Here is a 24,714-nt window from a genome sequence, read left to right on the forward strand (position 1 = left end):
GGTCAGCCGCCGTCGACGGCGATCCGGTAGCCCGCGCCGCGCACCGTCTCGATCGCCGCCTTGCCGAACGGGTGGTCGATCTTCTTGCGCAGGTAGCCGATGTAGACCTCGACGATGTTCGGATCGCCGCTGAAGTGCGCGTCCCAGACGTTCTCCAGGATCGCCGTCTTCGTCATCGCCTGACCCGGGTGACGCATCAGGAACTCCAGCATCGCGAACTCACGCGGCGTGACCGCGATCGGCGCGCCCGCCCGGGCCACCCGCCGCTCGCCCGGGTCGAGGGTCAGGTCGCCCGCCGCCAGCACCGCCGGCCGTTCCGGGGCGCCGCGGCGGATCAGGGCCCGCAGCCGGGCGATCAGCACCACGAACGAGAACGGCTTGGTCAGGTAGTCGTCGGCGCCCAGGTCGAGCGCGTCCGCCTGGTCGTACTCGCCGTCCTTGGCGGTGAGCATCAGGATCGGCGTCCACACCTGCTTCGCGCGCAACCGGCGGCATACCTCGTAGCCGCTCAGGCCGGGCAGCATGATGTCGAGCACCACCACGTCGTACGCCCCGTGGGGTGTCTCGGTGGCCTGCCACAGGCCGTCGACGCCGTCGTGCACGACGTCCACCGCGAAGCCCGCCTCGACCAGCCCGTCCCGGATCGTCTCGGCCAGGCTGACTTCGTCCTCCACCACCAGCACACGCATGGTTCCAGCCTGCCCCCTGCCCACCTGAAAAAGTGCTGAAGACCGCCTCCGGCGTGCCGCCGTCGCGGATACCGTGGCGGCCATGCCGGTCACCCTCCGCGTTGGTGTACGCCTGCGGTCCGCGCTCGCCGCGGCGACCGTGGTGGCGATCGCCTCGCTGCTGGCCGGCGGGGTGCTGCTGGTGGTCGCGCGGTCCATCCTGCTCGACAACATCAACACCGCCGCCGACGACCGGGCCGCCCAGGTCGCCGCGTCGCTGGCCGGCGGCAGCTCCGACCTGACCACCCTGCTGCGCCCGACCGCCCGGGACCGCTCGGTGGTCCAGGTGGTGGGCTCGGCCGGCCAGGTCGAGGCGGCCTCCGACGCCCTGCTCGGCCAGGCCGCCATGTCGCCGCTGCGCCCGTCGGCCGGGCAGCGCGTCCGCGAGCAGCGGCACCTCCCCGGCATCGCCGACGAGCCGTTCCGGATCGTCGCGCTCGGCGTCGCCACCCCGTCCGGCGCGAAGACGGTGCTGGTCGGCGAGTCGCTCGACCTGGTCGACGACGGCACCAGCGCGGTCCTGGTCGCGCTGCTGGTCGGTCTTCCGGTGCTGGCGGTGGTGGTCGGCGGCGCGACGTTCCTGTTCGTCGGCCGCACCCTGCGCCCGGTCGAGGCGATGCGCCGGCAGGCCGCCCTGATCACCTCCCGCAACCTGCACGAACGGCTGCCGGTGCCGGCCGCCGACGACGAGATCGCCGCGCTCGCCTCGACGATGAACACCATGCTGGACCGGATCGAGGCGTCCTCGGCCGCCCAGCGCCGCTTCGTCGGCGACGCCAGCCACGAGCTGCGCAGCCCGCTCGCCACCGTGCAGGCCAACGCCGACCTGCTCGACGGCGCCGACCTGCCGGAGACCGCGGAGCGCTCGGTCGGCCGGATCCGCACCGAGAGCGCCCGGATGGCCCGCCTGGTCGAGGATCTGCTGCTGCTGGCCCGGGTGGACGACGTCGGCCTGCGGCTGCGCCGGCAGGACGTCGATCTCGACGACCTGCTCTACACCGAACGGGAACGGCTGAGCGTCGAGCATCCGCAGCTTGCGGTACGCGCGAGCTTCGAACCCGCCCGGGTGTCCGGCGACGCCGACGCGCTGTTACGGGTGGTCCGCAACCTGATCGACAACGCGGCCCGGCACGCCGCGCACGCCGTCACGATCAGCGCCGCCATCCGCGACGGCCAGGCCGAGATCGTGGTCGGCAACGACGGCCCGCCGATCCCGGCCGACGACCGGGAGCGGATCTTCGACCGCTTCGTCCGGCTCGACGACAGCCGCTCCCGGGCGGGCGGCGGCACCGGCCTCGGCCTGGCCATCGCCCGCGACATCGTGACCGCGCACGGCGGCACGCTCACCGTCGACGACCTGGACGAGGGCGCCGCGATGCGGATCCGGCTACCCCTGCCCGACTGAGAGATCCGGCATCCCGCTGCGGCGCTGGGCGAAACCGGTGAGCGGCAGCCCGTACGTCGTCTGCAGGGTGTGCAGGAGGTCGTAGTGGTCCAGCCGGTTCGGGTACTGCGGTGGGCCGGCCGCCGCCGCGCTGGGAGTGCTCGCGATGACGGCCACCATGGTCAGCAGTGCCGTCCGGGTCTTACGCATGGTGACTCCAAAATGGTCGGATTGTCGGCTAAATCCTACATCATGTAGGTTTTCGGAGGAGTCGGGCGCGCGAAACGCCGGGGCGCACCGGCTCCGGTTTGGACGTCGGTGCGGCGGGCAATCTTCCCTGCGTAGGAGTTTCCGCACCGAGGGAGAGACCGCTGATGAGGATCGTGAAACTGGCCGCCGGTATCGCTGTCGGATACGTGCTCGGCGCCCGGGCCGGGCGGGAGAGGTACGAGCGGATCGCCGCGACCGCGCGCAAGGTGAGCGAGAACCCCACGGTCGTGCAGGCGCGGCACAAGGCGATGGGCCTGCTGGCCGGCGGCACCACCACCGCGGTGGATGAGCGGCCGACCCAGCCGGTGGTGGCGGCGACCGGCAAGCCCCGGCCGCCACACAGCCGGCCGGTCAACGGCGTCACCGTGCCGGCGGTGGCCGGCGACCCGGTGATCTGACCCGCATTTGCCGGCGGCGGGACCCCTTCCGGGTGCCGCCGCCGATGGCGTTCCCGACCACGACGACCCGCACCTGGCACCGCTGAAGCGCTCCGGTCAGCCGGTGCGCACCCGCCGGTCGGCGGCGGCGGTGACCCACTGGGCGATGCCGTTGCCGATCGCGAAGCCGACCATCGCCCACGGCATCGCGATCGTGACCAGGACGGCCGGCACCACCTTGGCGAAGCGCCGCCGGCTGCCCTCGAGCGCGCCGGCGACGAGCGCGGCGAACCCGGTGAAGTAGACCCACAGGAAGATCACCGCCGCGGCGGCCAGGTAGACCAGGCCCTCGCGCGGGCAGTCCGGCGGATAGTCGTCGGTGCCCGGAATTCTCGAGCAGTCCTTCCTGATGCCGGTCGGCAGCAGGACGAACAGCAGGACGGCCGGGTTGACCGTCCAGGCCAGAACGGCCGCGATGATCCATGCGAGCCCGCGGGCCCGCCCCTCGGATGGATTGCGCACATCGACCAGCGTGGCCGGGCCGCACACCGGCCCGGCCTACGCTCGGCATCCATCCGATCACGACGATCGCTCAGATCTGGCTGGCGCCGCCGTCCACATAGATCTCGGCCCCGGTCATGAAGCTGCTGGCGTCCGAGGCGAGGAACAGCACCGCGTCGGCGATCTCCTCGGGCCGGCCCAGCCGATTCATCGGTACGCCCTCGGCCAGCCCCTTGAGCAGTTGCTGGGCCGCCTCCGGGTCGGGCGCGAGCCCGCTGAGCCCGGGCGTCTCGACCGGCCCGGGCGCGATGCTGTTGACCCGGATGCCCCGGCCGACCAGCTCGGCCGACCAGCTGCGGGCGAACGAGCGCAGCGCCGCCTTGCTGGCCGCGTAGACGCTGAACGACGCCGCCCCCTTGACGTCGATGTTGGAGCTGGTCAGCACGATCGACGCGGCCGGGTTGAGCAGCGGCAGCACGGTCTGCACGGTGAACAGCGTGCCGCCGACGTTGGTGTTGAACGTGTCGGCGTAGTGCTGCCAGGTCAACTGACCGAGCGCGCCGAACTCGCCGCCGCCGGCGTTCGCGAACACGATGTCCAGCCCGGCACCGCGCTCCCGGATCGCGGCCGCCACCCGCTCCAGGTCGGCGAGGTCGGCCACGTCGGCCCGGACCCCGGTGGCGTTGCCGCCGATCGCGGCGACCGCCTCGTCCAGGGCCTGCTGCCGCCGGCCGGTGAGGAAGACGTGTGCGCCCTCGGCGGCCAGGCGGCGGGCGGCGGCGAGGCCGATGCCCGAGGTGGCGCCGGTGACGAGGGCGGTCTTGCCGTCGAGCTGTCCCATGACGTACTCCCCAATTCTGTACTGTTCGGTATGCAAGTCAGGACGCTACACCCGTTCCCGCATTTCTGTACCGATCGGTTAGGATGAGCTGTGTCACCGACGACGAGGACCGGCCGGCCACGCGGATTCGACGCGGAGGCGGCGCTCGACCGTGCCATCGAGGTGTTCTGGCGGCAGGGCTACGAGGGCGCCTCGCTCAGCGACCTCACCGAGGCGATGGGCATCAACCGCCCGAGCCTGTACGCCGCGTACGGCAACAAGGACGACCTGTTCCGCCTGGCCGTGGCCCGGTACGCGGAGGTCGACATGGCGTACGCCAAGGAAGCTTTTGCGGAGCCCACGGCGTACGCCGTAATAGAGAAGTTTCTGCGGGCCAACGCCGACGCACTCACCCGGACCGACCGCCCGGCCGGATGTCTTTCGATTCAGGGCGGCATCGCCGGCGGCAGCGACGGCGGGCGAGTCGCGCAGTTCCTCGCCGAGAGCCGGCTGGCCGGTGAGGCCGCCCTCGCCGGCCGCCTGGCCCGCGCGATCGACGAGGGTGACCTGCCGCCCGGCACCGACCCGGGAGCCCTCGCCCGCTACGTGATGGTGGTCAGCGAGGGCAACGCCGTGCATGCCGCGGCGGGGGTCGGCCGGGCGAGTCTGCACGCGACCGTCGACATCGCCCTGCGGGCAATCCCGGGGTTGTAAATCGTCCTGGCCGGGACGAGTGTGGAGGTGTCCCGCGAGGAGGCGGCCATGGACAGGACGCGGATCGTTGTCGGCGCCAACGGCTCTGGTGGATCGATCGCGGCGGTGCGATGGGCGGCCGCCGAGGCGCGACTGCGCGACACCGACCTGCGCATCGTGGTGGCCTATCAACGGCCCGAAGGCCAGCAGGAGAACGCCGGCATCGTGCATGCGGCGGTCGCGGCGGCGCGGGCGGTCGCCCCTGCTATCGAGGTACGCGGTGTCGCGATGCCCGGCTACGCGGTGCCGGTGCTCCTGCACGCCGCCGAGGAAGCCGCCCTGCTGGTGGTCGGTGACCAGGGCCGCGGCGGCATGTTCGGCGCCCCGGCCGACTCGGTCGGCAAGCAGGTGGCCACCCAGGCACGCTGCTCGGTCGTCGTGGTCCGGGGGCGACCCGACTGCGACAGCGGCCCGGTCGTGGTCGGCGTCGACGACGATGCCGCCGACGCGGTGATCGGCCGGGCGTTCGAGGAGGCCGCCCTGCACGGCGCGCAGGTGCTGGCGGTCACCGCCGGCCCCGGCGCCCGCGGGAAGGGCGCCGAGGTGCTCGGCGCCGACCTGGACAGCCGGCTCGACCCGTGGCGCGCGCGATACCGGTCGGTGTCGGCCCAGCGCGAGTACATCGACGGCCGCCCGGACCGGGTGATGGTGGACAGCTGCCGCCAGGCGCTGCTCGCCGTCGTCGGCCCGCGCCGGCACGGCTACCAGGGCGTTCTGCTCGGCGAGGTGGGCAGCCGCCTGCTCCGGCGGGCCGAGTGCCCGGTGCTGATCGCCCGGTAGCCGCGGATTATCCGCACCCCGAGACGATCGTGTGACCGGAAACTCGCCGGATTAATGGCGATTTCACAAGGGGCCGGATCGTTGACCGCACCGACACGGCGAGTAATCGGCCGGGACATCCGGGCCACGCAGGATTCTCGCCATGAGGACCATCGACCGATCCAAGGCGGCCCACTGGGCCACCGACCTGATCGACGTGGCTGCGGTGTTCTTCGCGGTCGGCACCGCGCACCTGTTCGTCACCCTGCTCGGGGAGCACGCGCACGGCGCGGCGATGCTCACCGCCAGCGGGGCCATTCTCATCGCCGGCGCGCTGCTGCGCCGCCGCTGGACCCGGCGCCGCCCGTCCCGGCCGGCCCGCTCGCGCCATGCCACCCCGCTCGACCTGCTCGCCGTCGGCGCCGGGGAGGGCACGCTGATGCGGCTGCGCACCACCCTGCCGGACCGCCCCGGCACCCTGGCCCGGCTCAGCGCCCGGCTGGCCGAGCGCGGCATCAACATCCTCGCCATCCAGATCCACCCGGCCGAGCACGGCGCGGTCGACGAGCTGCTGGTCGTGGTGCCCCGCGAGCTGACCGAGGCGGACCTGACCGAGGCGGTTGAGGCCGGCGGCGGCGGTCTCACCGAGGTCAGCCACGCCGACGCGCACGACCTGGTCGACCCGGCCACCCGGGCGCTGTCGGTGGCCCGGCAGACGGTGGCCGGCACCACCACCCCGGACCAGGCGATCCGCCGGCTGCTCGACGCCGAGCTGACCGCCGCCCCGCCGCCGGACGCGGCGCACGTGGCCGCCCTGCACAGCGCGGACGGCCGCCCGCAGTTCCTGACCCGCCCGGCGCCCGCGTTCACCCCGACCGAGGTCTCCCGCGCCCAGTCCCTGATCGACCTGGTCGCGGCGGTCAGATCGGCGTCGACCGCAGCTCGCGACGGGAGGTGACGCCGACAAGGCTGGTGGAAGTGTCCACCGCTTGGTCCTCGCCGGAAGCCGGTCATTGCGACCCGACAACGGCGAGCTCAGCGGGCTGTCGCCCCGGCACGAACAGCGCCGCCACCAGTGCGGGCAGGGTCAGCGCGACCGCCCAGGCGAACGCGTGGTCGAACGCGACGGCCGGTTCGCTGCCGTGCGTGCTCAGGCCGCGCTGCAGCACCACCGCGAGGATGGCCGTGCCGAACGAGCCGCCCACCTGCTGGGCGATCCGGGTGGCGGTGCTGGCGTGCGGGATGTCCGACTTGGCCAATCCCTCGTAGGCGCCGAAGAGCACCGCCATCATGATCATGCCGAGCCCCGCACCCCGGACGACCAGCGCGATCGCCAGCACGGTGGTGCTGGTGTGCACCCCCGCGAAGGCGAACGGCACAGTGCCGAAGATCAACAGCAATACCGAGACGATGACGACCGTACGGGTACCCCAGCGCTCCAGTGCACCGCCGACCACGCGCGACAGGGCGATGCCGAGCCCCTGCGGCGCCATCAGCAGGCCGGCCGTGATCACGCTCTCCCCGCGCAGCTGCTGGTAGTAGAGCGGCAGCAGCAGCAACGCCCCGAACGACGCCAGCCCGGACAGGAACATCAGCGCCGCGGCCGCGGTGAACGACCGGCTCCGGAACAGCCGCAGGTCGACCAGCGGCTCGGCACTGCGCAGCGCCTGGGCGGCGAACGCGACGAGCAGCACCGCACCGCCGATCATCGGAACGAGCACGGTCGGGTGGCCGAGGCCGCCGCGGTCGCCGACCTCGCTCAGGCCGTAGATCAGCGCGGCCAGCCCGGGGGAGAGCAGGAGCAGCCCGGTCCAGTCGAGCCGGTGCGTGCGAACGCCGGCGTCCCGCGGCAGGTAGCGGATGGCGAGCAGGATCGCGACCAGGCAGATCGGCGGGTTGACGTAGAAGATCCAGCGCCAGTCGAGGTGGTTGAGGAGCAGGCCGCCGAGGACCGGGCCGAACACCGGGCCGAGCAGGGCGGGCAGGCTGACCAGCGCGATCGTGTTCCCGGCCGGGCTTTTGCCGCCGGCCGCGCCGAACAGCAGGGTCTGCATGATCGGGATGAGCAGGCCGGCCGCGACACCCTGCAGCGCGCGGAAGCCGATCAGCGAGCCGATGTTCCAGGCCAGGCCGGAGAGCACCGAACCGGCCAGGAAGATCCAGAGGGCGGCGATCCAGACCTGCCGGGCCCCGAACCGCCGGGTCGCCCACCCGGTCACCGGGATCGACATGGCCATCGCCAGCAGATAGGCGGTGCTGACCCACTGGATCGTGGCCACCGTGGTGTGCAGATCCTGCCGCAGCGAGGGGATCGCCACGTTGACGATCGTGGTGTCCAGCAACGGGGCGATCAGACCGATAACGATTACGAGCGCGAGGACGAGGAGGCTGGGCTCCCGGCTCTTGGATGTCATGACTTCCTCCCCTAAGAGACGCTGCGTCTCTAACGGGGAATGCTAGGCTCCCGAAGTAAGAGACGCAACGTCTCTACGGAGGTGGGATGTGCCGAGCCGGCGTCGGGGCGAGGAGCTGGAGGCCGCGATCCTGGAGGCGGCGTGGGCCGAGATCCAGGAGCACGGCTACCAGCGGCTGACGATCGAGGGCGTGGCCGCCCGGGTGCAGACCGGCAAGCAGGTGCTCTACCGCCGCTGGCCCAACCGGGTGCACCTGGCCGTGGCCGCGATCCGGCACGTCCTCGGCCCACTCGTCGAGACGGTGCCGGACGCCGGGTCGCTGCGCGAGGACTACCTGACCGTGCTGCGGCTGATGGCCGGCCGGGCCCGGTTCTACACCCCGGAGCTGCTGCACGGCCTGCTGAGCGAGATGCCCGGCCTGCACGACTTCTTCTCGACCCTGCCCGGCTTCCTCGCCGAGATCCTGCGCCGGGCGGCCGCCCGCGGCGAGATCACCCATGCCGACCTGCCCGACCGGGTGATCAACCTGCCGCTCGACCTGGTCCGCTACGAGGGCATGCGCGGCACCCGGAACTGGGCCACGCTCGCCGAGGTGGATCTGGAGAAGTTCTTCGCCGAGATCCTCGACGACGTCTTCCTGCCGCTGGTGATGGCGTTGGCCGGCCCCCGGAACCCGGAGGGCCGGCCGCCGATCGGCTAGACCGGGATGAGGCGGGCGGCGAAGGCGACCGTCGCGACGTCGCCGCGGCGGAGCTTGATCGCGGCCGGGTGCTCGCCCAGGTTCTCCAGGCGGGACGCGGTCGCCTCGACCAGCTGCGGCTCGGCGTTGAACAGCCGCTTGGCCATCCGCGCCTGGGTCGGGGTGAGGCCGGCGAACGCGCACTCCTTCAGTGCCGCGATGGTGTCGTTGTCCAGGGTGCCGGCCAGCACCCGCTCGCTGACGATCTCCTGCAGCCAGGCCGGCCACCAGCTGTACCGGCCGAGCGCGTGGCTCGACCGCACCGCGACGGCGGGGGAGTGCCCGGCGTTGAGCAGGCGCAGCGCCAGCGTGGTGCCGAGGCTCTCCAGGCGCAGGGCGGACACGAACGCCCGCAGCAGCCGCCCGGTGCCGATCGTCGGCTCGACCGCGGCGGCGGCCGCGGCGAACCGGCCCTGCAGGACGTGCACCAGGGCGTGCGCCGCGGCGGTGCCGGACTCGTCGCCGATCACCCGCTCGTCGAGCCGCGCGACGGTGGTGGCGAGCCGCACGGTCGCCATCGTGGCCCGCTCGGCCAGCTCGGTGCTGCCCGGCCGGTTCAGGTGCCGCAGCACGGTGTCCGCGGCGATCTCGGCCTCGCGGCGCAGCAGCAGCGAGGGGATGCCGGGAACGATCACGTCGCTGAGCGCCTCGGCCACCGAAGCGGCGTCGAACCGCTCGCAGTTCTGCTCGAACTCGTCCCACCACGACACCGCGTGCTGCGTCTCGATCATTCCCACGTCTCCCCCTCTGGTTCGCCTCGGCCGTTCGCACCGGCCACGACATAGGGATCGGCCAACGGACGGAAACGTCTGAGTGCAACTTTTCCGGACCTTTCCGGCACCCGGGCGGCAACCGTCGCCGAGAGCCCGAATATCACGGACAGTGGTCGGGCAACTTCGCTGAGGAATCTTCACCTAGCTCAAATGGCTTTGCGGTACCACCCGATCGAGTGATTTCGGCCAACCTGTCCAGCCACGGTTGAGTGACGCGGCGTTACCACGAATCCTCGACTGACACTCGTGCACCCCCGAGGAGGTTCGGTGACCACGATGTCCCCTGCCCGGATGTTCGGGCCGCTGACCGGGCTGCTGCTGGCCCAAGGAAGCGCCCTCACCGCCAATCGGATACTGCTGGTCACGCTGCCATGGCTGGTTCTCACCTCGACCGGCAGTCCCGCCCAAACCGGTCTTATCGCCACATGCCAGGTCGTACCGTTCGTCGTCGTGCAGGCCCTCAGCGGCCCGCTCCTCGACCGCGTCAGCGCCCGGCACGTCAGCGCCCTCGGCGACCTCGCCTCGGCGTGCGCCATCGCCGTCCTGGCCCTCTCCGGCACCCCGCCGATATGGATGCTGGGCGTCATCGCCGCCGTCGTCGGGGCCGCCGACGGGCCGGCCACCGCGGCCAAGGCGGTGATGGTGCCGGTCGCCACCGCCGCGGCCGGGCAACCGCTCGAACGCGGCACCGGCATCACCACCGCGGTCGAGCGGGCCGCCACCGCGGCCGGCCCGGCCCTGGCCGGCCTGCTGATCGCCACCCAGGGCGTGCAGACCGCCCTGCGCCTGGCCGCAACCCTGTTCTTCCTGGCCGCGCTCACCGGCCTGGCGATCACCGCGCACCGCCGCCGGCAGGCCGGGCCGGGCGGCTACTTCCAGCAGCTGCGCGAGGGCGCCGACTTCCTGCACGCCGACACGTCGCTGCGGGCCATCGTCGCGATGATCGTCGCCAGCAACTTCATCGATCAGGCGTTCCTGACCGTGCTGCTGCCGGTGTGGGCCCGCGACCACGGTCAGGGCGCCGAGCTGGTCGGCCTGGCGATCAGCGCGTTCGCCACCGCGTCGGTCGGCACCGCGCTGATCACCGCCTGGATCGGCAACCGGTTGCCGCGCAAGCACACCTACCTGATCGGCTTCACCATCAGCGGGGTCTCCCGGCTGGTCGTGCTGGCCTGCGGCGCACCGGCGAGCGTGGTGCTGGGCGTCTTCGCCGTGGCCGGTCTCGGCTCCGGTCTGGTCAACCCGATCATCAGTGCGCTCACCTACGAGCGGGTCCCGGCCATGCTGCAGGGCCGGGTCAACACCCTGATCACCGCGTGGGCCTGGTCCGGCATCCCGTTCGGCGGCCTGGCCGGCGCCGCCCTGCTGTCCGCGGCCGGCCTGACCGCGTCCCTGTGGTGCTGCAGCGCCGCCTACCTGGTCGCCGTCCTGCGCCCCGGCTGGCGGGTGCAATGGCACCGCCGGCCCGACCGGACCCGGGCCGCCCCGGTTCCGGCGCCCGAGCCGCAGACCGCGTCGGTCTGAGGTGGGTAGGCTGCGCTCGTGGGAACAGCGACGCTGGACAAGTTCGCCGCGCTCGCGGCCAAGGAGCAGGGCCTGGTGATCGTCTCGACGCGGCGCGCCGACGGCACGATCCAGGCGTCACTGGTCAACGCGGGCGTGCTGCCCTTCGCGGGCGCCCCGGTGCTCGCGTTCGTGACCTACGGGCCGGTCAAGCTGGCCAATCTGCGGGCCCGTCCACAGGTGACGGTGGCGGCCCGCTCCGGCTGGGACTGGGCGGCGGTCGAGGGCACCGCCCGGCTGATCGGCCCGGACGACCCGGCCGACGGCGTCGACGCCGAGCGGCTGCGGCTGATGCTGCGCGAGGTGTTCACCGCCGCGGGCGGCACCCACGAGGACTGGGACGAGTACGACCGGGTGATGGCCGAACAGCGTCGCACCGTCGTCCTCGTGGATGCGGCCCGCATCTACAGCAACTAGGCCCTGATCAGGGCTTGCGGGCCACCGCGCCGAACTCGTCGACCTCGCGGAGTTCCTCGGGGGTGGCGTCCGGCGCCGGGCGCCACGACGCGCACGGCACCAGGCCGGGCTCGATGACCTCCAGGCCCTCCAGGAAGCGGGCCAGCTCCTCGGGGCGGCGCAGGTGGTACGAGAGCGGCGCGTTCGCGTTCCACACGCCGATCGCCTCCTCGAAGGCCGGGCCGTCGAGCACGTTGGTGCCGTCGGCGGTGGCCAGGTAGCTGCCGGACGGCAGCGCCTCCATCAGCTGGCGGACGATCGCGACCGCGTTGTCGAGGTTGGGCACGTGTCCGAGAATGTTCATCAGGATCAGGCCGGTCGGCTTCGACAGGTCGAGCGTGGTGCGGCCGGCCGCCGCGAGGACCGCGGCCGGGTCGTTGAGGTCGGCGTCGATGTATTCGGTCGCGCCCTCGGGGGTGCCGGTCAGCAGCGCCCGGGCGTGCACCAGCACGAGCGGGTCGTTGTCGACGTAGACGATGCGGGCGTCCGGCGCGGCGGCCTGGGCGACCTGGTGGGTGTTCTCCGCCGTCGGCATGCCGGTGCCGATGTCGAGGAACTGCCGGATGCCGGCCTCCTGCGCGAGCCAGGTGATCGAGCGCTTGAGGAACCCGCGCGACGACTGCGCAACCACCGTGATGTCCGGGTAGAACTCGGAGAACTGGTCCCCGACCGCCCGGTCGACCTCGAAGTTGTCCTTGCCGCCCAGCCAGTAGTTCCAGACTCGCGCCGAGTGCGGGATGCTGGTGTCGAGCTTGGCTGCCGACTCGCTGTCGGTCATGGTCATCTCCCGGTGGCGAATCCGTGGACGAAAGTCATTTCGCCGGTATGCTAGCGCCCGACGATCAAGAAACTCCACTGTGGATTTGCCATGTCGGCAGGACGGGCGATGTGATCCAGGGGCAGGGTGGCGGCTCTACGGTTCGTCGCATGCAGCTCGGTGCTCGCCTGCGTGCCCTTCGCCGGGACGCGGGGCTGAGCCGAGAGGATGCGGCCCATCCGATCCGGGCCTCCGAGTCGAAGATCAGCCGGATGGAGCTCGGCCGGGTCGGGTTCAAGGAACGCGACATCGCCGACCTCCTGACGCTGTACGGCGTCCACGATCCGGCCGAACGCCAGCGGTTGATGACGTTCGCCCGGGAGGCGAACACGCCGAGCTGGTGGCACGCGTACGGCGATGTGCTGGACTCGTGGTTCCAGAGCTACCTCGACTTCGAGCAGGCCGCCGAGCTGATCCGGACGTACGAGGTGCAGTTCGTCCCGGGCCTGTTGCAGACCGAGGCGTACGCCCGCGCGGTGATCAGCCTCGGCTACGAACGGTCCGCCCCCGACGAGATCGACCGGCGCGCCCGGCTGCGGATGGAACGCCAGCAACTGCTGACCCGCTCGAACGGGCCGAAGCTGTGGGTGGTGCTCGACGAGGCGGTGCTGCGCCGCCCGATCGGCGGCCACGCGGTGCTGCGCGAGCAGATCACCGCGCTGCTCCACTTCGCCCAGTCACCCCGGGTCCAGCTGCAGGTGATGCCGTTCGCCTCGGGCGGCCACGCGGCGTCCGGCGGCGCCTTCAGCGTGCTGCGCTTCCCGTACCAGGAGCTGAGCGACATCGTCTTCGTAGAGCACCTGACCGGCGGCCTCTACCTGGACAAACGCGAGGACGTCGACCGCTACACGGCAGCGATCGGCCGCCTCTTCATCGAGGCCGCCCCGCTGAGCGAGACCCCCGACATCCTCTACCGCATCCTCACCGAGCTCGACCGTTAGTGGAACCCGGTCACCCGCAGCAGCGCTGAGCCGAGGGCGGCCGGGCGTGCGGGCCAGCACGCCGGCCGCGCCGAAGACCAGGCCGGCGACGACCGCCAGGCCCATCCAGAGGAGCGACGTCACGGCGTACACGTTGGAGAGGCTGTCGTTCTGGATGATCGTGGCCGCCAGGTAGTAGCTCGGCACCGCCATCACCAGGCAGACGATCGCGCCCGCCACGGCGGCCGGCATTCGCCCGCGGCCCCACCAGGTCAGCAGGAACGCCGCCACCGCCCACGTCGCGATCGAGTCCCGATCTGCCCCACCATCGACCCGCGGAGGGAGAGCGGGCCGTGCTTACTCCGCCGAAAGTAGGGGACCTACGCTGGGATCGTGGCCGCCGAACGACTGCACCGTGTCGCCGTTCTCGTGCTCGAAGGGGCGAAACCGCTCGACGTCGGCATCCCGGCGCAGGTGTTCACCACCCGGGCCAGCATGCCGTACGAGGTGCGCGTCTGCGGGCCGGCGCCCGGCCTGGTCACCGGCGGGGACGGCCTGTCCTACCACGTCGCCGACGGTCTCGACGCTCTCACCTGGGCCGACATCGTGTTCATCCCGGGGTACCGCTTCCCGGACCGGGAGGACCCGCCGCCGGCCGTGGTCGGTGCGCTGATCGCCGCGCACGAGCGCGGCGCCCGGCTGGCGGCCATCTCCACCGGTGCGTTCGCGCTGGCCGCGACCGGTCTGCTCGACGGCAAACGGGCCACCACGCACTGGCACTACACCCGGGCGCTCGCCGCGAAGCACCCGGCCGTGCAGGTCGACGAGAACGTGCTGTTCGTCGACGAGGGCAGCGTGCTCACCTCGGCCGGGGCCGCCTCCGGGATCGACCTGTGCCTGCACATCCTGCGCGGCGACCTCGGCGTCGGCGGCGCCAACCACGCGGCCCGGCGGCTGGTCGCGGCGCCGCACCGCAGCGGCGGCCAGGCCCAGTACGTTCCGCACAGCGTGCCCGAGCCGCTCGGCGAACGGTTCGCGGCCACCCGGGAGTGGGCGCTGCACCGGCTCGGCAAGCCGCTCACCCTGGAAGCTCTGGCCCGGCACGCGGCGGTGTCGCCGCGCACGTTCTCCCGGCGGTTCGCCGCCGACACCGGGCACACGCCGATGGAGTGGATCCTGCGGGCCCGCATCGACATGGCGCGTGAGCTGCTCGAACTCTCCGAACGCGGGGTCGAGCAGATCGCCGCCGACGTCGGGCTCGGCACCGGCGCGAACCTGCGGCTGCACTTCCGCCGCCTGCTCGGCACGACACCGAGCGAGTATCGCCGTACCTTCGCAAAGGGGTAAAAAGCGACTGGCGAGATCCTTGCGAACCATGGCGCGGGCGCCGCTGTCTGGTGCTGGTGGTTTTCGTGAGGCTTGCAGCATGACACGCATCGCCATCAACGGATTCGGCCGCATCGGCCGCAATGTGCTGCGCGCGCTGCTGGAGCGGGACAGCAAACTCGAGGTCGTCGCCGTCAACGACCTCACCGAACCGGCCGCGCTCGCCCGACTGCTCGCCTTCGACTCGACCTCGGGCCGCCTCGGCCGCCCGGTCAGCGTCGACGGCGACACCCTGGTCGTCGACGGGCACCGGATCAAGGTGCTCGCCGAGCGGGACCCGGCCGCGCTGCCGTGGGCCGCCCTCGACATCGACATCGTCCTCGAGGTCACCGGCCGCTTCACCAAGGCCGGCGCGGCGGGTGCCCACCTCACCGCCGGGGCGAAGAAGGTCCTGGTCGGCGCGCCCGCCGACGGCGCCGACGTCACCCTGGCCTACGGCGTCAACAACGACGCGTACGACCCGGCCGTACACAAAATCATTTCCAACGCTTCGTGTACGACGAACGCGCTCGCCCCGCTGGCCGCCGTCCTCGACGAGCTGGCCGGCATCGAACACGGCTTCATGACCACGGTGCACGCCTACACGCAGGAGCAGAACCTGCAGGACGGCCCGCACCGCGACGCCCGCCGGGCCCGCGCCGCCGCGGTCAACATCGTGCCGACCACGACCGGCGCCGCGAAGGCGATCGGCAAGGTGCTCCCGCGCCTGGAGGGCAAGCTGTCCGGCGACTCGATCCGGGTCCCGGTGCCGGTCGGCTCGATCGTCGAGCTGAACACCACGGTCACCCGCGAGGTGACGCGCGACGAGATCCTGACCGCCTACCGGGTGGCCGCCGACGGCCCGCTGGCCGGCGTCCTGGAGTACTCCGACGACGCCCTGGTCTCGTCGGACATCGTCGGCAACCCGGCGTCGTCGATCTTCGACTCGGCCCTGACCCGCGTCGACGGCAGGCACGTGAAGGTCGTCGCCTGGTACGACAACGAGTGGGGCTTCTCCCACCGGGTGATCGACACCCTGGAACTGATCGCCGCGTCCTGACCGCACCGACGCAACGCGCCGGGAACGCGCCGCGCGGCACCGATCGCCGCCGGCCGTTCCCGGCTTCCCGCTGCCGCTCGCATGGTGGGCAACCGCTCCTTGACTCGGTAAGGGGTTCAGCCGGTTGATGCTGGCCCGATTTCCTTGATAGCGGGCTCTGCACAGCTCGGGTCCGGATGGTCACGATTTTCTTGATGTAGGGGCCTCGGGCGTGCGACGAGACCCCGATTTCCTGGATCTCGGCCTCTGGTTGCGAGGGTGAGGCCCCAACTTCCGCGAAGCTGGCAGCCCTGGCTCCTGGCCCCCGGCCTCTGGTTGCGAGGGCGGGGCCCCAACTTCCGCGAAGTTGGCAGCCCTGGCTCCTGGCCCCCGGCCTCTGGCTGCGGGGCGAGGCCCAGCGTCCTTCTTTGTGGACAGTGCCTCCGCATCATGAATCGCTTCCGTCCGGAAGAGCATGACATAAGGTTTATGTCCGATGTTGGCATCTCGGTTCGGCTGGATCTTGTGGACTTTGGTGGCGATCGGAGCAGGAGATCCTCAAGATCTTGAGGGGAGGCCGGGCGGGCGCCGCGTCGGTCGGCGGGACAGGGCGGCGGCGCGGCGGGACAGGGCGGCGGCGCGGCGGGACAGGGCGGCTGTGCGGCGGGCTGGCGGCCGTGCGGCGGGCTGGCGGCTGCGCGGCGGGGGTCGGGCTGGTCGTGGGTGGGGGGTCCGTCGAAACCAGGGTTCTGGTTCGAAGCTCGCAAAACACCCGGTGGGTGGTAGGGGACAAGGCGTGTCGCTCCCCAGACCCCGCCTGGCCCGTCCGGCACCCGTCTGCCGCTGCGTCACAGTTGGCGCTGCGGCCACCAGAACCGGCGACCGGGGGCTCGGCGCACCCGGCCGTGCTTAGCCTGGCTGCATGTCGTACGTAGCTGCCAGAGATGGCCGGCGTCGCCGCCGGGCCGCCGACCGTGCCCCCGCCGTTCCCGCCCAGCTGGCCGATCTGCACGGCCATAGCGTCGGTCTGCTGGAGGTGCCGCACCACATGATCACCGGCCACCGGAGCCGGCGCCGTTTCGACCTGAACGACCCGGCCGAACAGCGCAGCGCCTACCAGACGGTGCTGTGCCAGGCGGCCGACTGCTGCGAGGTGAACGGCCTGCTCAACCCGAGCGTCCTGCGCCGGCTATGGCGAAGCCTGCACCTGCCGGACCGCGTCCGCGACGCCTGGGAGAGTCGGCACCCGGCCCTGGCCGCTTAGGCGCGCGCGCCGATCGCCAGGGCGCGCATCAGGAAACGTGGCTCCGCGAGGGCGCTCGGATGCGTGGCGGGCTCGGACGTCGACAGCAGCGCGAACCGGCCAGCGACAGACAAGCCGGGCCCCCCTGAATGGGAAAGTTTATTTCCCTTTCAGGCAAGATTACTTCGGCATCGAGGGATTTCGCTTCACGGGGCCGATCACGGGGCCGATCACTAGGCTGGGTCGGCGCCTTTCGCGGCCTCCTGCGCATCGATGAACTGGTGCAATTTTACCCACTCGCCGTCGAAGAGGGCGCCGTGCGCGCGGGCCTCGTCGATCAGGTCGCGGGCCCGGCCGTACTCGCCGGCCAGGAAGGCCGCGCTCGCCGCCGCGTTGGCCGCGCGGCCCGCCGTGCGCAGCTGTTCGGCGTCGCGGGCCGGCGCCGGGACGGCCTGTTCGCGCAGCCAGGCCTGCTCCTCCTCGGTGGCGGCGGCGATCTCGAACACGTAGCGCAGCGCGTCGCCGGCCACGTTCCGGTAGGCCGGTGCCCACTGTTCGAGCGCGAGCAGCAATTCCTGCTGCCGGACCTTCGTCCGGCGCTGGGCCAGCGCGGTCATCTGAACCTCCCCCTGCGCCCTAGATCAACTAGGGAGGTGGTCAATTCCCGCGCGGGTGGCCGCTCAATCCTTCCGGCCGGCAACGGCCGGGTAACGATCTTCGGCTGCCCGAAAGTGCCTTACCAGGGGGCGATCGATTGACATCGATTACGACGCGAAGTCAGCGTGGTAACGCGCGGATGTCGTCGCGATCGAGGGAGTACCCGCCATGCTCAAACACTCACGGGGGCGACTCGCGGTCGCCCTTCTGGTCGCCGGACTGATCGTGGTTCCGTCCTCGCCGTCACAGGCCCGGCCCCGCAATGCCCGGGACAACGCGGTGATCTCCGGCAACGCCCGATTCGAGGTGCTGTCGCCCACCCTGATCCGCACCGAGTACGCCGCCGACGGCAAGTTCACCGACGCGGCCACCTTCAACGTGGTCGGCCGGGACTCCTTCGCCGCCCCCACGTTCTCGACCGCCACCGTCAACGGCTGGCTGACCATCACCACCGGCTCGATGACCCTGCGCTACCGGGTCGGGTCGGGCGCGTTCGCCACCGACAACCTGACCACGCAGGTGCGGGCCGGCGCGCAGACCGTGCTGGCCGCGCCGTGGACCGGGCACGCCACCCCGGACTGTCCGCTCGGGAAGCTGTGCGAGGCCGAAGCCCTGGCGCTGCGCGGGCCGGGGGTGGCCGCCGACCACACCGGCTACACCGGGGCCGGGTTCGCGGCCGGATTCCAGTCGACCGGCGACTCGATGGCGCTCTCGGTCAACGCGGCGACGGCCGGCTCCTACCAACTCGCTCTGCGTTACGCCAACAGCTTCGGCGGGGACGGGCAGAACGTCACCCGTACGCTTTCGGTCACGGTGGACGGCGGCACCGCCCGTACCCTCAGCCTGCCCTCGACCGGCAGCTGGGACGCCTGGGCCGTGGCAAACGCCGGGTTTGATCTCGCCGCCGGCCGGCACGAGATCAGCGTGGTGCGCGGGGCCGCCGACTCCGGCAATGTCAACGTCGACAGCGTGGCCGTCACCCGGCCCGGCGACGCCTACCCGGCCCCGACGCCGCCGGCCCCGCAGCCGTGCGCGTTCGGCGCGGTGTGCGAGGCCGACACCGGCACCCTGACCGGCGGCGGCAAGTCGGCCGCCGACCACAACGGCTACGCAGGCTCCGGCTTCCTGGCCGGGCTGGAACGCACCGGAGCGGGCGCCTCCTACACGGTGACCGGGGTGCCGAGCGCGGGTAGCTACCGAGTGCAGTTGCGCTATGCCAACGGCAAGGCCGGCGCCCAGCCGATCCAGTCGCGGACCGTCACCGTCAACGGCGTCACCGCGACGCTCGCACCGACCAGCGGCTGGGACTACTGGCGCACCGTCTCCGTCCCGGTCACGCTGCCCGCCGGGACCAGCACCGTGACGCTCGGCTGCCCGACCGACGCCGCCTGCCACGTCAACGTGGACACCCTCGCCGTCACCGCGGCCGACGCGCCGCTGCTCGCCCCGCACGCGCCGCTCGGCGGCTACCGGCGCGGCCTGGACGGCGTCGACGCCGGCGCGCTCACCGTGCCCGGCCTGCTCTACCAGGACGGCTGGTCACTGCTGGACGACTCGGCGGCCGGGAACCACCAGGACGCCTACGTCTTCGGGTACGGCCAGAACTACGCCCGTGGTCTGCAGGAACTGTCCATCCTGACCGGGCCGACCAAGCTGCTGCCGCAGTGGGCGTACGGCGTCTGGTACTCGGAGTACTACGACCGGACGGCGGCCGGCTTCCAGCAGATCGTCACCCGGGCCAAGGCCGAGGGCGTACCGATGGACGTGCTGGTCGTCGACACCGACTTCAAGTCCCCGGACCGCTGGAACGGCTGGTCGTTCGACCCGACCCGGATCGCCGACCCGCAGGGCTTCGTCAACTGGCTGCACGCGCAGGGCGTGCGGACCGGCCTCAACATTCACCCGAGCATCCTCGGCTCCGACCCGAAGTTCGCGGCCGCGCAGGCCACCGCCAAGGGCAAGCTGCAGCGGACCGGCTGCAACGGCGGCGCCGACTGCTACACCTTCGACTGGGGCGACCCCGACCAGCTCGCCGCCTACCTGCAGCTGCACCGCCAGCTGGCGCCGGCCGGCCTGGACTTCTGGTGGCTGGACTGGTGCTGCGACGCCTCCCGCTCGACCAAGGCCGGCGTCACCCCGGACGCGTGGATCAACCAGCAGTACGCCGACGAGACCGGGTTCGCGTTCTCCCGGGCGTACGGATCGTTGCAGGCCGGCGGCTACAGCGGGCCGACCGCGGTGCCGACCGGACCGTGGGCCGACAAGCGGACCACCCTGCACTTCACCGGCGACACCATCAGTGACTGGGAGACGCTGCAGTTCGAGGTCGGCTACACCCCGGGCGAGTCGGCGGCGACCGGGCTGGCCGCGATCAGCCACGACATCGGCGGGCACACCGGCGGACTGCAGGAGCCGGGCACCGAGGCGGGCAGCACCAAACTGCCGGACGACCTCTACGCCCGCTGGGTCCAGCTCGGCACGTTCCAGCCGATCGACCGGCTGCACTCCAACCACAGCGACCGCCTGCCCTGGCAGTACGGCCCGGCCGCCAAGGCGTCCGCCACCAAGTTCCTTCAACTGCGCAAACAGCTTCAGCCCTACACGTACGCCGCGGCCGGCGTGGCAACCCGGACGGGTACGCCGATCGTCCGGCCGCTCTACCTGGCCTACCCGGGTGAGCAGGAGGCGTACGCCACCGCCGGTGCCGAATACCTGTTCGGCGCCGACTACCTGGTCGCCCCGGTCACCACCCCCGGCACCAGCGCCACCACCACGGTCTGGTTCCCGCCCGGCAACACCTGGAAGGACTATTTCACCGGCCGCACCTACGCCGGCGGCAGCACCGCCCAGGTCACCACGACCCTGGACACGATGCCGGTGTTCGTCCGGTCGTAGCTGCGCAGGTCATAGCAGGGATTCCGCTATGGTCGAAGCCTGATGAGGCAGACCCGGGGAGTGCAGCGCGGCCCGCGCAGCGTGCAGGTAGTGCAGAGCGTGCGGGCCGCGGTGCTGGCCGAGCTGGACCGGGCCGGCTATGCCGGGCTGACCATCGACGGCGTCGCCAAGGCCGCCGGGGTGAACCGGACCACCATCTACCGGCGCTGGCCGTCGAAGGGCGAGCTGCTCGCGGCGGTCGTCGAGCCGATGCTGGAACGACTCGACGCCGAGCCGGACACCGGGTCGCTCCACCCCGACATGCTGGCCCTGCTGCTGTTGCTGCGCGACAACGCCGACCTGCCGGAGGGCCGGGCCCTCGCTGAGGCGGTCCGGGTCGGCTCGGCCGAGCTGCGCGACCTGGTCGACACGCTGACCGACCGATCACTGGCGCCGTTCCGCCGCGCGCTCGACCGGGCGGCCGAGCGCGGCGAGCTCCCCGCCGACGCCGACCGCCCGATGATCGCCTTCCTGGCGTTCTACGGCGTGATCATGTGGGGGCAGATCCACGACCTGCCCCCGACCGACGAGGACTGCGCCCGGATGCTCCGGGTCCTGCTGCCTCAGAGCTGACCGGCGGCGTGCCGGGCCGCGACGTATCCGTACGTCATGCCCTGGCCGATCGTGGCGCCCGGGCCGGGATAGACCCGGCCGAACGCGTTGCCGGCCGCGTTGCCCGCCGCGTAGAGCCCCTCGATCACGCTGCCGTCCGGGCGCAGCGCCCGGGCCAGGCCGTCGGCGCGGACGCCGCCGCAGGTGCCGAGGTCGCCCGGCACCACCTTGACCGCGTAGAACGGCCCCTTGCCGATCGGCCCGAGGCACGGGTTGGGCCGGATGCCCGGGTCGCCGTAATAGCGGTCGTAGGCGCTGTCGCCGCGGTGGAAGTCGTCGTCGCGGCCGGACGCGGCGAGCAGGTTGAACCGCTCGACGGTCGCCTTCAGCTCGGGCAGCCCGACCTGCTGGGCGAGCGCGTCGAGGCTGTCCGCCTTGACCGCGACCCCGGCGTCGTACCAGGCCTTCGGCAGCGCCTGGCGGGGGAACACGCCGCCGCCGAAGACGTAGCGGTTGCGGTAGGTCTGGTCGAAGATCATCCAGACCGGCAGCGTCTCCTTGATCATGATCTGCCCGGCGGTCATGTAGTTGACCGCCTCGTTCATGAACCGCCGGCCCTGCTGGTTGACGATGATCTGACCGGGCAGCGACCGCTCGGCCAGCAGCGGACCGGGCATCGGGCCGGGGATCGGCAGCGCCGGGAACCACCACGACTCGTTCATGAAGGCCAGGTCGGCGCCGGCCGCCTTGGCGATCTCGATGGTGTCGCCGGTGTTGGCCGGGTTGCCCAGCGACCAGTCGGTGTCCAGCTGCTCGGACTGGAACTCGTGGCGCAGCGCGGCGTTGCGGTCGAACCCGCCCGCCGACAGCAGCACACCACGGTTCGCCCGCACGGTCACGTCGGTGCCGTCCCGGGTCACCACCACGCCGGTCACCCGGCCGTCCTCGACCACCAGCTCCTTGAGTGGGCTGGCGAACCAGACCGGGATCTTCGACGCGCGGACCCCGGCGAACAGGCCCGCGGCCAGCGCGCCGCCGCCGGCGATGTACTCGCGGCGGATGGCCAGGCCACCCACGCCGAGGCCGAGCAGCCGGGCGGCGGTGACGATGCCGCGCGGGTGCCGGGCGACCAGGTTGAGCCACTTGTAGGTGCGGCCGGTGATCGGCATCGGGAACGGCGCGGTCAGGGCGGGCGGCCGCAGCAGGGCCCGGTCGGCGCCGAGCCGGCGGGCGTCGAAGGGTGCGGGCTCCATCGCCCGGCCGGTGGCCGAGCCGCCCGGCAGCTCCGGGAAGTAGTCGGCGTAGCCGGCCATCCACTGGAACTTCAGGGGAGTGCGGCGGCGCAGCACATCGACCGCGGCCGGGCCGTGCTCGATGTGGGTGGCCCAGCGCGACTCGGGCGTCTCGCCGGCCGTCACGTTGCTCAGGTACTCGCGGGCGCGCTCCGGGCTGTCCACCACGCCGGCCTGCCGGAGCAGGGCGTTGTTCGGGATCCAGAAGCCGCCGCCGGACAGGGCGGTCGAGCCGCCGAAGTACTCGGACTTCTCGATGATGAGGACGGACAGGCCCGATTCGGCCGCGGCCAGCGCCGCCAGCATCCCCGTCCCGGAACCGACCACCACGAAGTCGAAACTCGCCTCGTCCATGCGCACCCCACCTTGTCCGCGCACGCTTCGCGTGCTCAGTTGACCATGGGTTCGACGCTAGGCCGCAGGTAGGGCCAATGGCAACAGATTGCTGCCATTTAAAGATCGAAGCTGCGCAGGTGGACCGGCTCGACGTGGGCGGGCAGCGCGTGTGCGACGCTCTCGAACAGCGGGTCGTCCTCGGTGACCACGAAGGCGACCTCGACCCGGTCGTCCAGGGCTTTGATGAAGTCCTCGGTGTGGCCGGGGTCGGCGAGGATGCCGTAGCTGTCGGCGACGGCCCAGCCGGCCGAGACGTCCTCGATGCGCCGGCCCCGGGCCCCGGCCCGCATCCACAGCAGCGGGGCGATCCGGGTGAACTCGCCGGCGTCGTAGGTCAGGGTGAAGAACTCGATGTTCTCCTCGAAGCCGGCCGCCATCGGGAACTCGTCGGTGAACCGGTAGTCGCCTTTCACCGGCATTCCTTCGGGGGTACGACCGGTGGCCGCGGCCGCCGTCCGCGGCTTGGTGATGTGCTCGCAGATGCCGCGCGCCTCCCACTGCGGGTCGCCCGGGTGCAGGCCGCGAGCCCGCAGGCCGGCCTGCTCGCCCTCGGCCACCTCGTTGTTGGTGATCGCGATCGACGTCCGCCGGCCGCCGTCCTGCCGGTTCAGCCGGAACGTGGCGTGCGTGGTCGTCCCGGACCCGGCGAAGAAGTCGACCACCACGGCGGCCGGCTTGTCGGCGAGGAAGTGGCGCAGGCAGTCCTCGACCGCGTACAGCGACTTGGGGAACGGGAAGCGGCGGCCGGGCAGCAGGTCCTTGAGGATCTCGGTGCCGAACCGCTGGGCGTCGTGCGACGGCCGGTTCCAGGCGGTGGTCGGCATGACCAGCCGGCCGGTGACGTAGCCGGCCACCACCGAACCGTCCGGCGCCCGGCCGGTGACCTCGACGTGGCCGGCCTCGATGTCGCTGACGATGCCGCCGGTCAGGTAGCCGATGGCGTACTCCTGCGGCGCGCCCGCCGTCCGCCGCCCGGCCCGCAGGTAGCCCTGCCGCAGGCGGTTGCGGGCGGCGTCCGGGGTGAGCCCCCAGTTCATCTCGGTGCCGTCCGGCCGGACCGGGAACACCGCGACACAGCCGGGCCGCACCGGCGCGCCGGTGCGCGGCATGTCGCCGGGCAGCGGCTCGCCGATCCCGGCGATGAAACCGGTCCGCCGGTCGACGTAGATCGGGAAGAACTGCGACGGGCCGCCCTTGGCGGTGCCGCGCCGCGAGGCGATGTCGCTGCGCCGCAGGGTGTCCCAGGTGACCGGGCGCCGCTCCTCCTGGCGCTGATCGGCGAGCACCCTCGACCGGCCGATCCGGACGAAGAAGATGTATTCGTCGGTGCGGGCGAACTCGGCGGCCCGGCCGGCCCCGGCCGGGTTGATCACCGAGGACACCATCTGCATCCGGCCGTCCGGGAAGGTCTGCTCCAGCAGCAGGCCCAACCGCAGGTACTCCTTCTCGTCGATCGTCACGATCAGCACCGAGTCGGCCGGGTTGAGCAGCTCCCGGGCCAGCAGCAGGCGCCGCTCCATGAACGACAGCCACTTCGAGTGCCGGTAGCGGTCGTCGTCGGCGACGTAGTGGTTGTTGTACTTCCAGTCCTTGGCGCCGGTGTTGTAGGGCGGGTCGAGGTAGATGCAGTCGACCCGGCCGCGATGGGTGAACAGCAGGGCCCGAAGGGCGTGCTCGTTCTCCGCGTTGATCACCGCGTGGAACGGCTTGTCGCCACCGAGCTCGATCTTCCCGGTGGAGACGAGGCCCGGATGGATCGGCTCGCCGGCCTCCGACGAGTGCCGCTCGAAGTTCAGCCCGAAGGCCCGGCGATCGGCCAGCGCGGCGATCTCGGTCTCGAGCCGGCGAGCCAGCCCCGGCTCGATGGCGCGAAGCTGTCTTAGCAGGTCAGTGAGCCTGGACACGACCTCAGTCTGCCACGGTCAAGGGGCCTTCCCGTTGATTCGCGACCGGGAGACCAAC

General features: G+C 71.9%; 24 protein-coding genes and 1 pseudogene. 14 read left to right on the top strand and 11 right to left on the bottom strand.

Features of this window, described 5'->3' with window-relative positions; all coding sequences use genetic code 11:
• Nucleotides 1-2 precede the first annotated feature (2 nt).
• On the bottom strand, nucleotides 3-689 hold the full coding sequence (locus Adu01nite_RS12240; protein WP_203726737.1) for a response regulator transcription factor: 687 nt from the start codon (nucleotides 687-689) through the stop codon (nucleotides 3-5).
• 82 nt (nucleotides 690-771) lie between these two features.
• Between Adu01nite_RS12240 and Adu01nite_RS12245 the strand changes: the two genes are divergently transcribed.
• Nucleotides 772-2,133 carry a sensor histidine kinase gene (locus Adu01nite_RS12245; protein ID WP_203726738.1) on the top strand — a complete coding sequence of 454 codons (1,362 nt, stop codon included), beginning with the start codon at nucleotides 772-774 and terminating at the stop codon, nucleotides 2,131-2,133.
• Here Adu01nite_RS12245 and Adu01nite_RS12250 read toward each other — a convergent pair.
• On the bottom strand, nucleotides 2,116-2,322 hold the full coding sequence (locus Adu01nite_RS12250; protein ID WP_203726739.1) for a hypothetical protein: 207 nt from the start codon (nucleotides 2,320-2,322) through the stop codon (nucleotides 2,116-2,118). The two genes, Adu01nite_RS12245 and Adu01nite_RS12250, sit on opposite strands and share 18 nt — an antisense overlap.
• Before the next feature lie 164 nt (nucleotides 2,323-2,486).
• On the opposite strand from Adu01nite_RS12250, the gene Adu01nite_RS12255 reads away from it, so the two are divergent.
• The gene (locus Adu01nite_RS12255) at nucleotides 2,487-2,780 is read left to right on the top strand and encodes a hypothetical protein (protein ID WP_203726740.1); all 294 of its coding nucleotides are present in this window, start codon (nucleotides 2,487-2,489) and stop codon (nucleotides 2,778-2,780) included.
• Nucleotides 2,781-2,876: 96 nt separating this feature from the next.
• Here Adu01nite_RS12255 and Adu01nite_RS12260 read toward each other — a convergent pair whose 3' ends face one another.
• Together Adu01nite_RS12260 and Adu01nite_RS12265 are read right to left on the bottom strand one after the other, a co-directional pair.
• Nucleotides 2,877-3,281 carry a hypothetical protein gene (locus Adu01nite_RS12260; protein ID WP_203726741.1) on the bottom strand — a complete coding sequence of 135 codons (405 nt, stop codon included), beginning with the start codon at nucleotides 3,279-3,281 and terminating at the stop codon, nucleotides 2,877-2,879.
• A 70-nt stretch (nucleotides 3,282-3,351) separates the two neighbouring features.
• Nucleotides 3,352-4,101 carry an SDR family oxidoreductase gene (locus tag Adu01nite_RS12265; RefSeq protein WP_203726742.1) on the bottom strand — a complete coding sequence of 250 codons (750 nt, stop codon included), beginning with the start codon at nucleotides 4,099-4,101 and terminating at the stop codon, nucleotides 3,352-3,354.
• Nucleotides 4,102-4,191: 90 nt separating this feature from the next.
• Between Adu01nite_RS12265 and Adu01nite_RS12270 the strand changes: the two genes are divergently transcribed.
• The 3 genes from Adu01nite_RS12270 (at nucleotide 4,192) to Adu01nite_RS48445 (ending at nucleotide 6,550) form a co-directional block, all read left to right on the top strand.
• Entirely contained in the window at nucleotides 4,192-4,794 is a 603-nt protein-coding gene (locus Adu01nite_RS12270; RefSeq protein WP_203726743.1) for a TetR/AcrR family transcriptional regulator, read from the top strand.
• Between the two features lie 48 nt (nucleotides 4,795-4,842).
• Nucleotides 4,843-5,613 (top strand): universal stress protein, encoded by a 771-nt coding sequence (locus Adu01nite_RS12275; protein ID WP_203726744.1) that lies wholly within the window; start codon nucleotides 4,843-4,845, stop codon nucleotides 5,611-5,613.
• 142 nt (nucleotides 5,614-5,755) lie between these two features.
• Entirely contained in the window at nucleotides 5,756-6,550 is a 795-nt protein-coding gene (locus Adu01nite_RS48445) for an ACT domain-containing protein (protein ID WP_203726745.1), read from the top strand.
• A 52-nt stretch (nucleotides 6,551-6,602) separates the two neighbouring features.
• Here Adu01nite_RS48445 and Adu01nite_RS12285 read toward each other — a convergent pair whose 3' ends face one another.
• Entirely contained in the window at nucleotides 6,603-8,006 is a 1,404-nt protein-coding gene (locus Adu01nite_RS12285; protein ID WP_203726746.1) for an MDR family MFS transporter, read from the bottom strand.
• 88 nt (nucleotides 8,007-8,094) lie between these two features.
• On the opposite strand from Adu01nite_RS12285, the gene Adu01nite_RS12290 reads away from it, so the two are divergent.
• Complete coding sequence (locus Adu01nite_RS12290) at nucleotides 8,095-8,706, top strand: TetR/AcrR family transcriptional regulator (RefSeq protein WP_203726747.1); 612 nt, start codon at nucleotides 8,095-8,097, stop codon at nucleotides 8,704-8,706.
• On the opposite strand, the gene Adu01nite_RS12295 is transcribed toward Adu01nite_RS12290, so the two are convergent.
• Nucleotides 8,703-9,476: a hypothetical protein gene (locus Adu01nite_RS12295; RefSeq protein ID WP_203726748.1), complete on the bottom strand. Its 774-nt coding sequence runs from the start codon at nucleotides 9,474-9,476 to the stop codon at nucleotides 8,703-8,705. The genes Adu01nite_RS12290 and Adu01nite_RS12295 overlap by 4 nt on opposite strands.
• A 318-nt stretch (nucleotides 9,477-9,794) precedes the next feature.
• Here Adu01nite_RS12295 and Adu01nite_RS12300 point away from each other — a divergent pair, with 318 nt between their 5' ends.
• Complete coding sequence (locus Adu01nite_RS12300) at nucleotides 9,795-11,042, top strand: MFS transporter (protein ID WP_239132371.1); 1,248 nt, start codon at nucleotides 9,795-9,797, stop codon at nucleotides 11,040-11,042.
• 18 nt (nucleotides 11,043-11,060) lie between these two features.
• Nucleotides 11,061-11,498, top strand: a complete 438-nt coding sequence (locus tag Adu01nite_RS12305) for a TIGR03618 family F420-dependent PPOX class oxidoreductase (protein ID WP_239132334.1) — start codon at nucleotides 11,061-11,063, stop codon at nucleotides 11,496-11,498.
• Between the two features lie 7 nt (nucleotides 11,499-11,505).
• On the opposite strand, the gene Adu01nite_RS12310 is transcribed toward Adu01nite_RS12305, so the two are convergent.
• The gene (locus Adu01nite_RS12310; protein WP_203726749.1) at nucleotides 11,506-12,315 is read right to left on the bottom strand and encodes an SAM-dependent methyltransferase; all 810 of its coding nucleotides are present in this window, start codon (nucleotides 12,313-12,315) and stop codon (nucleotides 11,506-11,508) included.
• A gap of 110 nt (nucleotides 12,316-12,425) precedes the next feature.
• On the opposite strand from Adu01nite_RS12310, the gene Adu01nite_RS12315 reads away from it, so the two are divergent.
• Nucleotides 12,426-13,295 (top strand): Sco1979 family transcriptional regulator, encoded by an 870-nt coding sequence (locus Adu01nite_RS12315; RefSeq protein WP_498371276.1) that lies wholly within the window; start codon nucleotides 12,426-12,428, stop codon nucleotides 13,293-13,295.
• Between the two features lie 24 nt (nucleotides 13,296-13,319).
• Here the strand turns inward: Adu01nite_RS12315 and Adu01nite_RS48450 are convergent.
• Nucleotides 13,320-13,580: pseudogene (locus Adu01nite_RS48450) on the bottom strand (DUF6518 family protein); the annotation flags it as partial.
• 87 nt (nucleotides 13,581-13,667) lie between these two features.
• On the opposite strand from Adu01nite_RS48450, the gene Adu01nite_RS12320 reads away from it, so the two are divergent.
• The 3 genes from Adu01nite_RS12320 to Adu01nite_RS12330 all read left to right on the top strand — a co-directional run bounded on the left by Adu01nite_RS12320 (nucleotide 13,668) and on the right by Adu01nite_RS12330 (nucleotide 16,942).
• Entirely contained in the window at nucleotides 13,668-14,621 is a 954-nt protein-coding gene (locus tag Adu01nite_RS12320; RefSeq protein ID WP_203726751.1) for a GlxA family transcriptional regulator, read from the top strand.
• A 79-nt stretch (nucleotides 14,622-14,700) separates the two neighbouring features.
• Nucleotides 14,701-15,699, top strand: a complete 999-nt coding sequence (gene gap / locus Adu01nite_RS12325; protein ID WP_203726752.1) for a type I glyceraldehyde-3-phosphate dehydrogenase — start codon at nucleotides 14,701-14,703, stop codon at nucleotides 15,697-15,699.
• Between the two features lie 901 nt (nucleotides 15,700-16,600).
• Entirely contained in the window at nucleotides 16,601-16,942 is a 342-nt protein-coding gene (locus Adu01nite_RS12330; protein ID WP_203726753.1) for a hypothetical protein, read from the top strand.
• A gap of 212 nt (nucleotides 16,943-17,154) precedes the next feature.
• On the opposite strand, the gene Adu01nite_RS12335 is transcribed toward Adu01nite_RS12330, so the two are convergent.
• On the bottom strand, nucleotides 17,155-17,538 hold the full coding sequence (locus tag Adu01nite_RS12335; protein WP_203726754.1) for a hypothetical protein: 384 nt from the start codon (nucleotides 17,536-17,538) through the stop codon (nucleotides 17,155-17,157).
• A gap of 208 nt (nucleotides 17,539-17,746) precedes the next feature.
• Here Adu01nite_RS12335 and Adu01nite_RS12340 point away from each other — a divergent pair, with 208 nt between their 5' ends.
• Entirely contained in the window at nucleotides 17,747-20,473 is a 2,727-nt protein-coding gene (locus tag Adu01nite_RS12340; protein WP_203726755.1) for a TIM-barrel domain-containing protein, read from the top strand.
• A 42-nt stretch (nucleotides 20,474-20,515) separates the two neighbouring features.
• Nucleotides 20,516-21,085 (top strand): TetR/AcrR family transcriptional regulator, encoded by a 570-nt coding sequence (locus tag Adu01nite_RS12345; protein ID WP_203726756.1) that lies wholly within the window; start codon nucleotides 20,516-20,518, stop codon nucleotides 21,083-21,085.
• Here the strand turns inward: Adu01nite_RS12345 and Adu01nite_RS12350 are convergent.
• On the bottom strand, nucleotides 21,076-22,710 hold the full coding sequence (locus Adu01nite_RS12350; protein WP_203726757.1) for an FAD-binding protein: 1,635 nt from the start codon (nucleotides 22,708-22,710) through the stop codon (nucleotides 21,076-21,078). The genes Adu01nite_RS12345 and Adu01nite_RS12350 overlap by 10 nt on opposite strands.
• 98 nt (nucleotides 22,711-22,808) lie before the next feature.
• A complete protein-coding gene (locus Adu01nite_RS12355; RefSeq protein ID WP_203726758.1) occupies nucleotides 22,809-24,656 on the bottom strand; it encodes a DNA methyltransferase in 1,848 nt (615 codons plus the stop codon).
• Nucleotides 24,657-24,714: the final 58 nt, after the last annotated feature.

This window comes from Paractinoplanes durhamensis (assembly GCF_016862175.1).
Lineage (GTDB): Bacteria > Actinomycetota > Actinomycetes > Mycobacteriales > Micromonosporaceae > Actinoplanes > Actinoplanes durhamensis.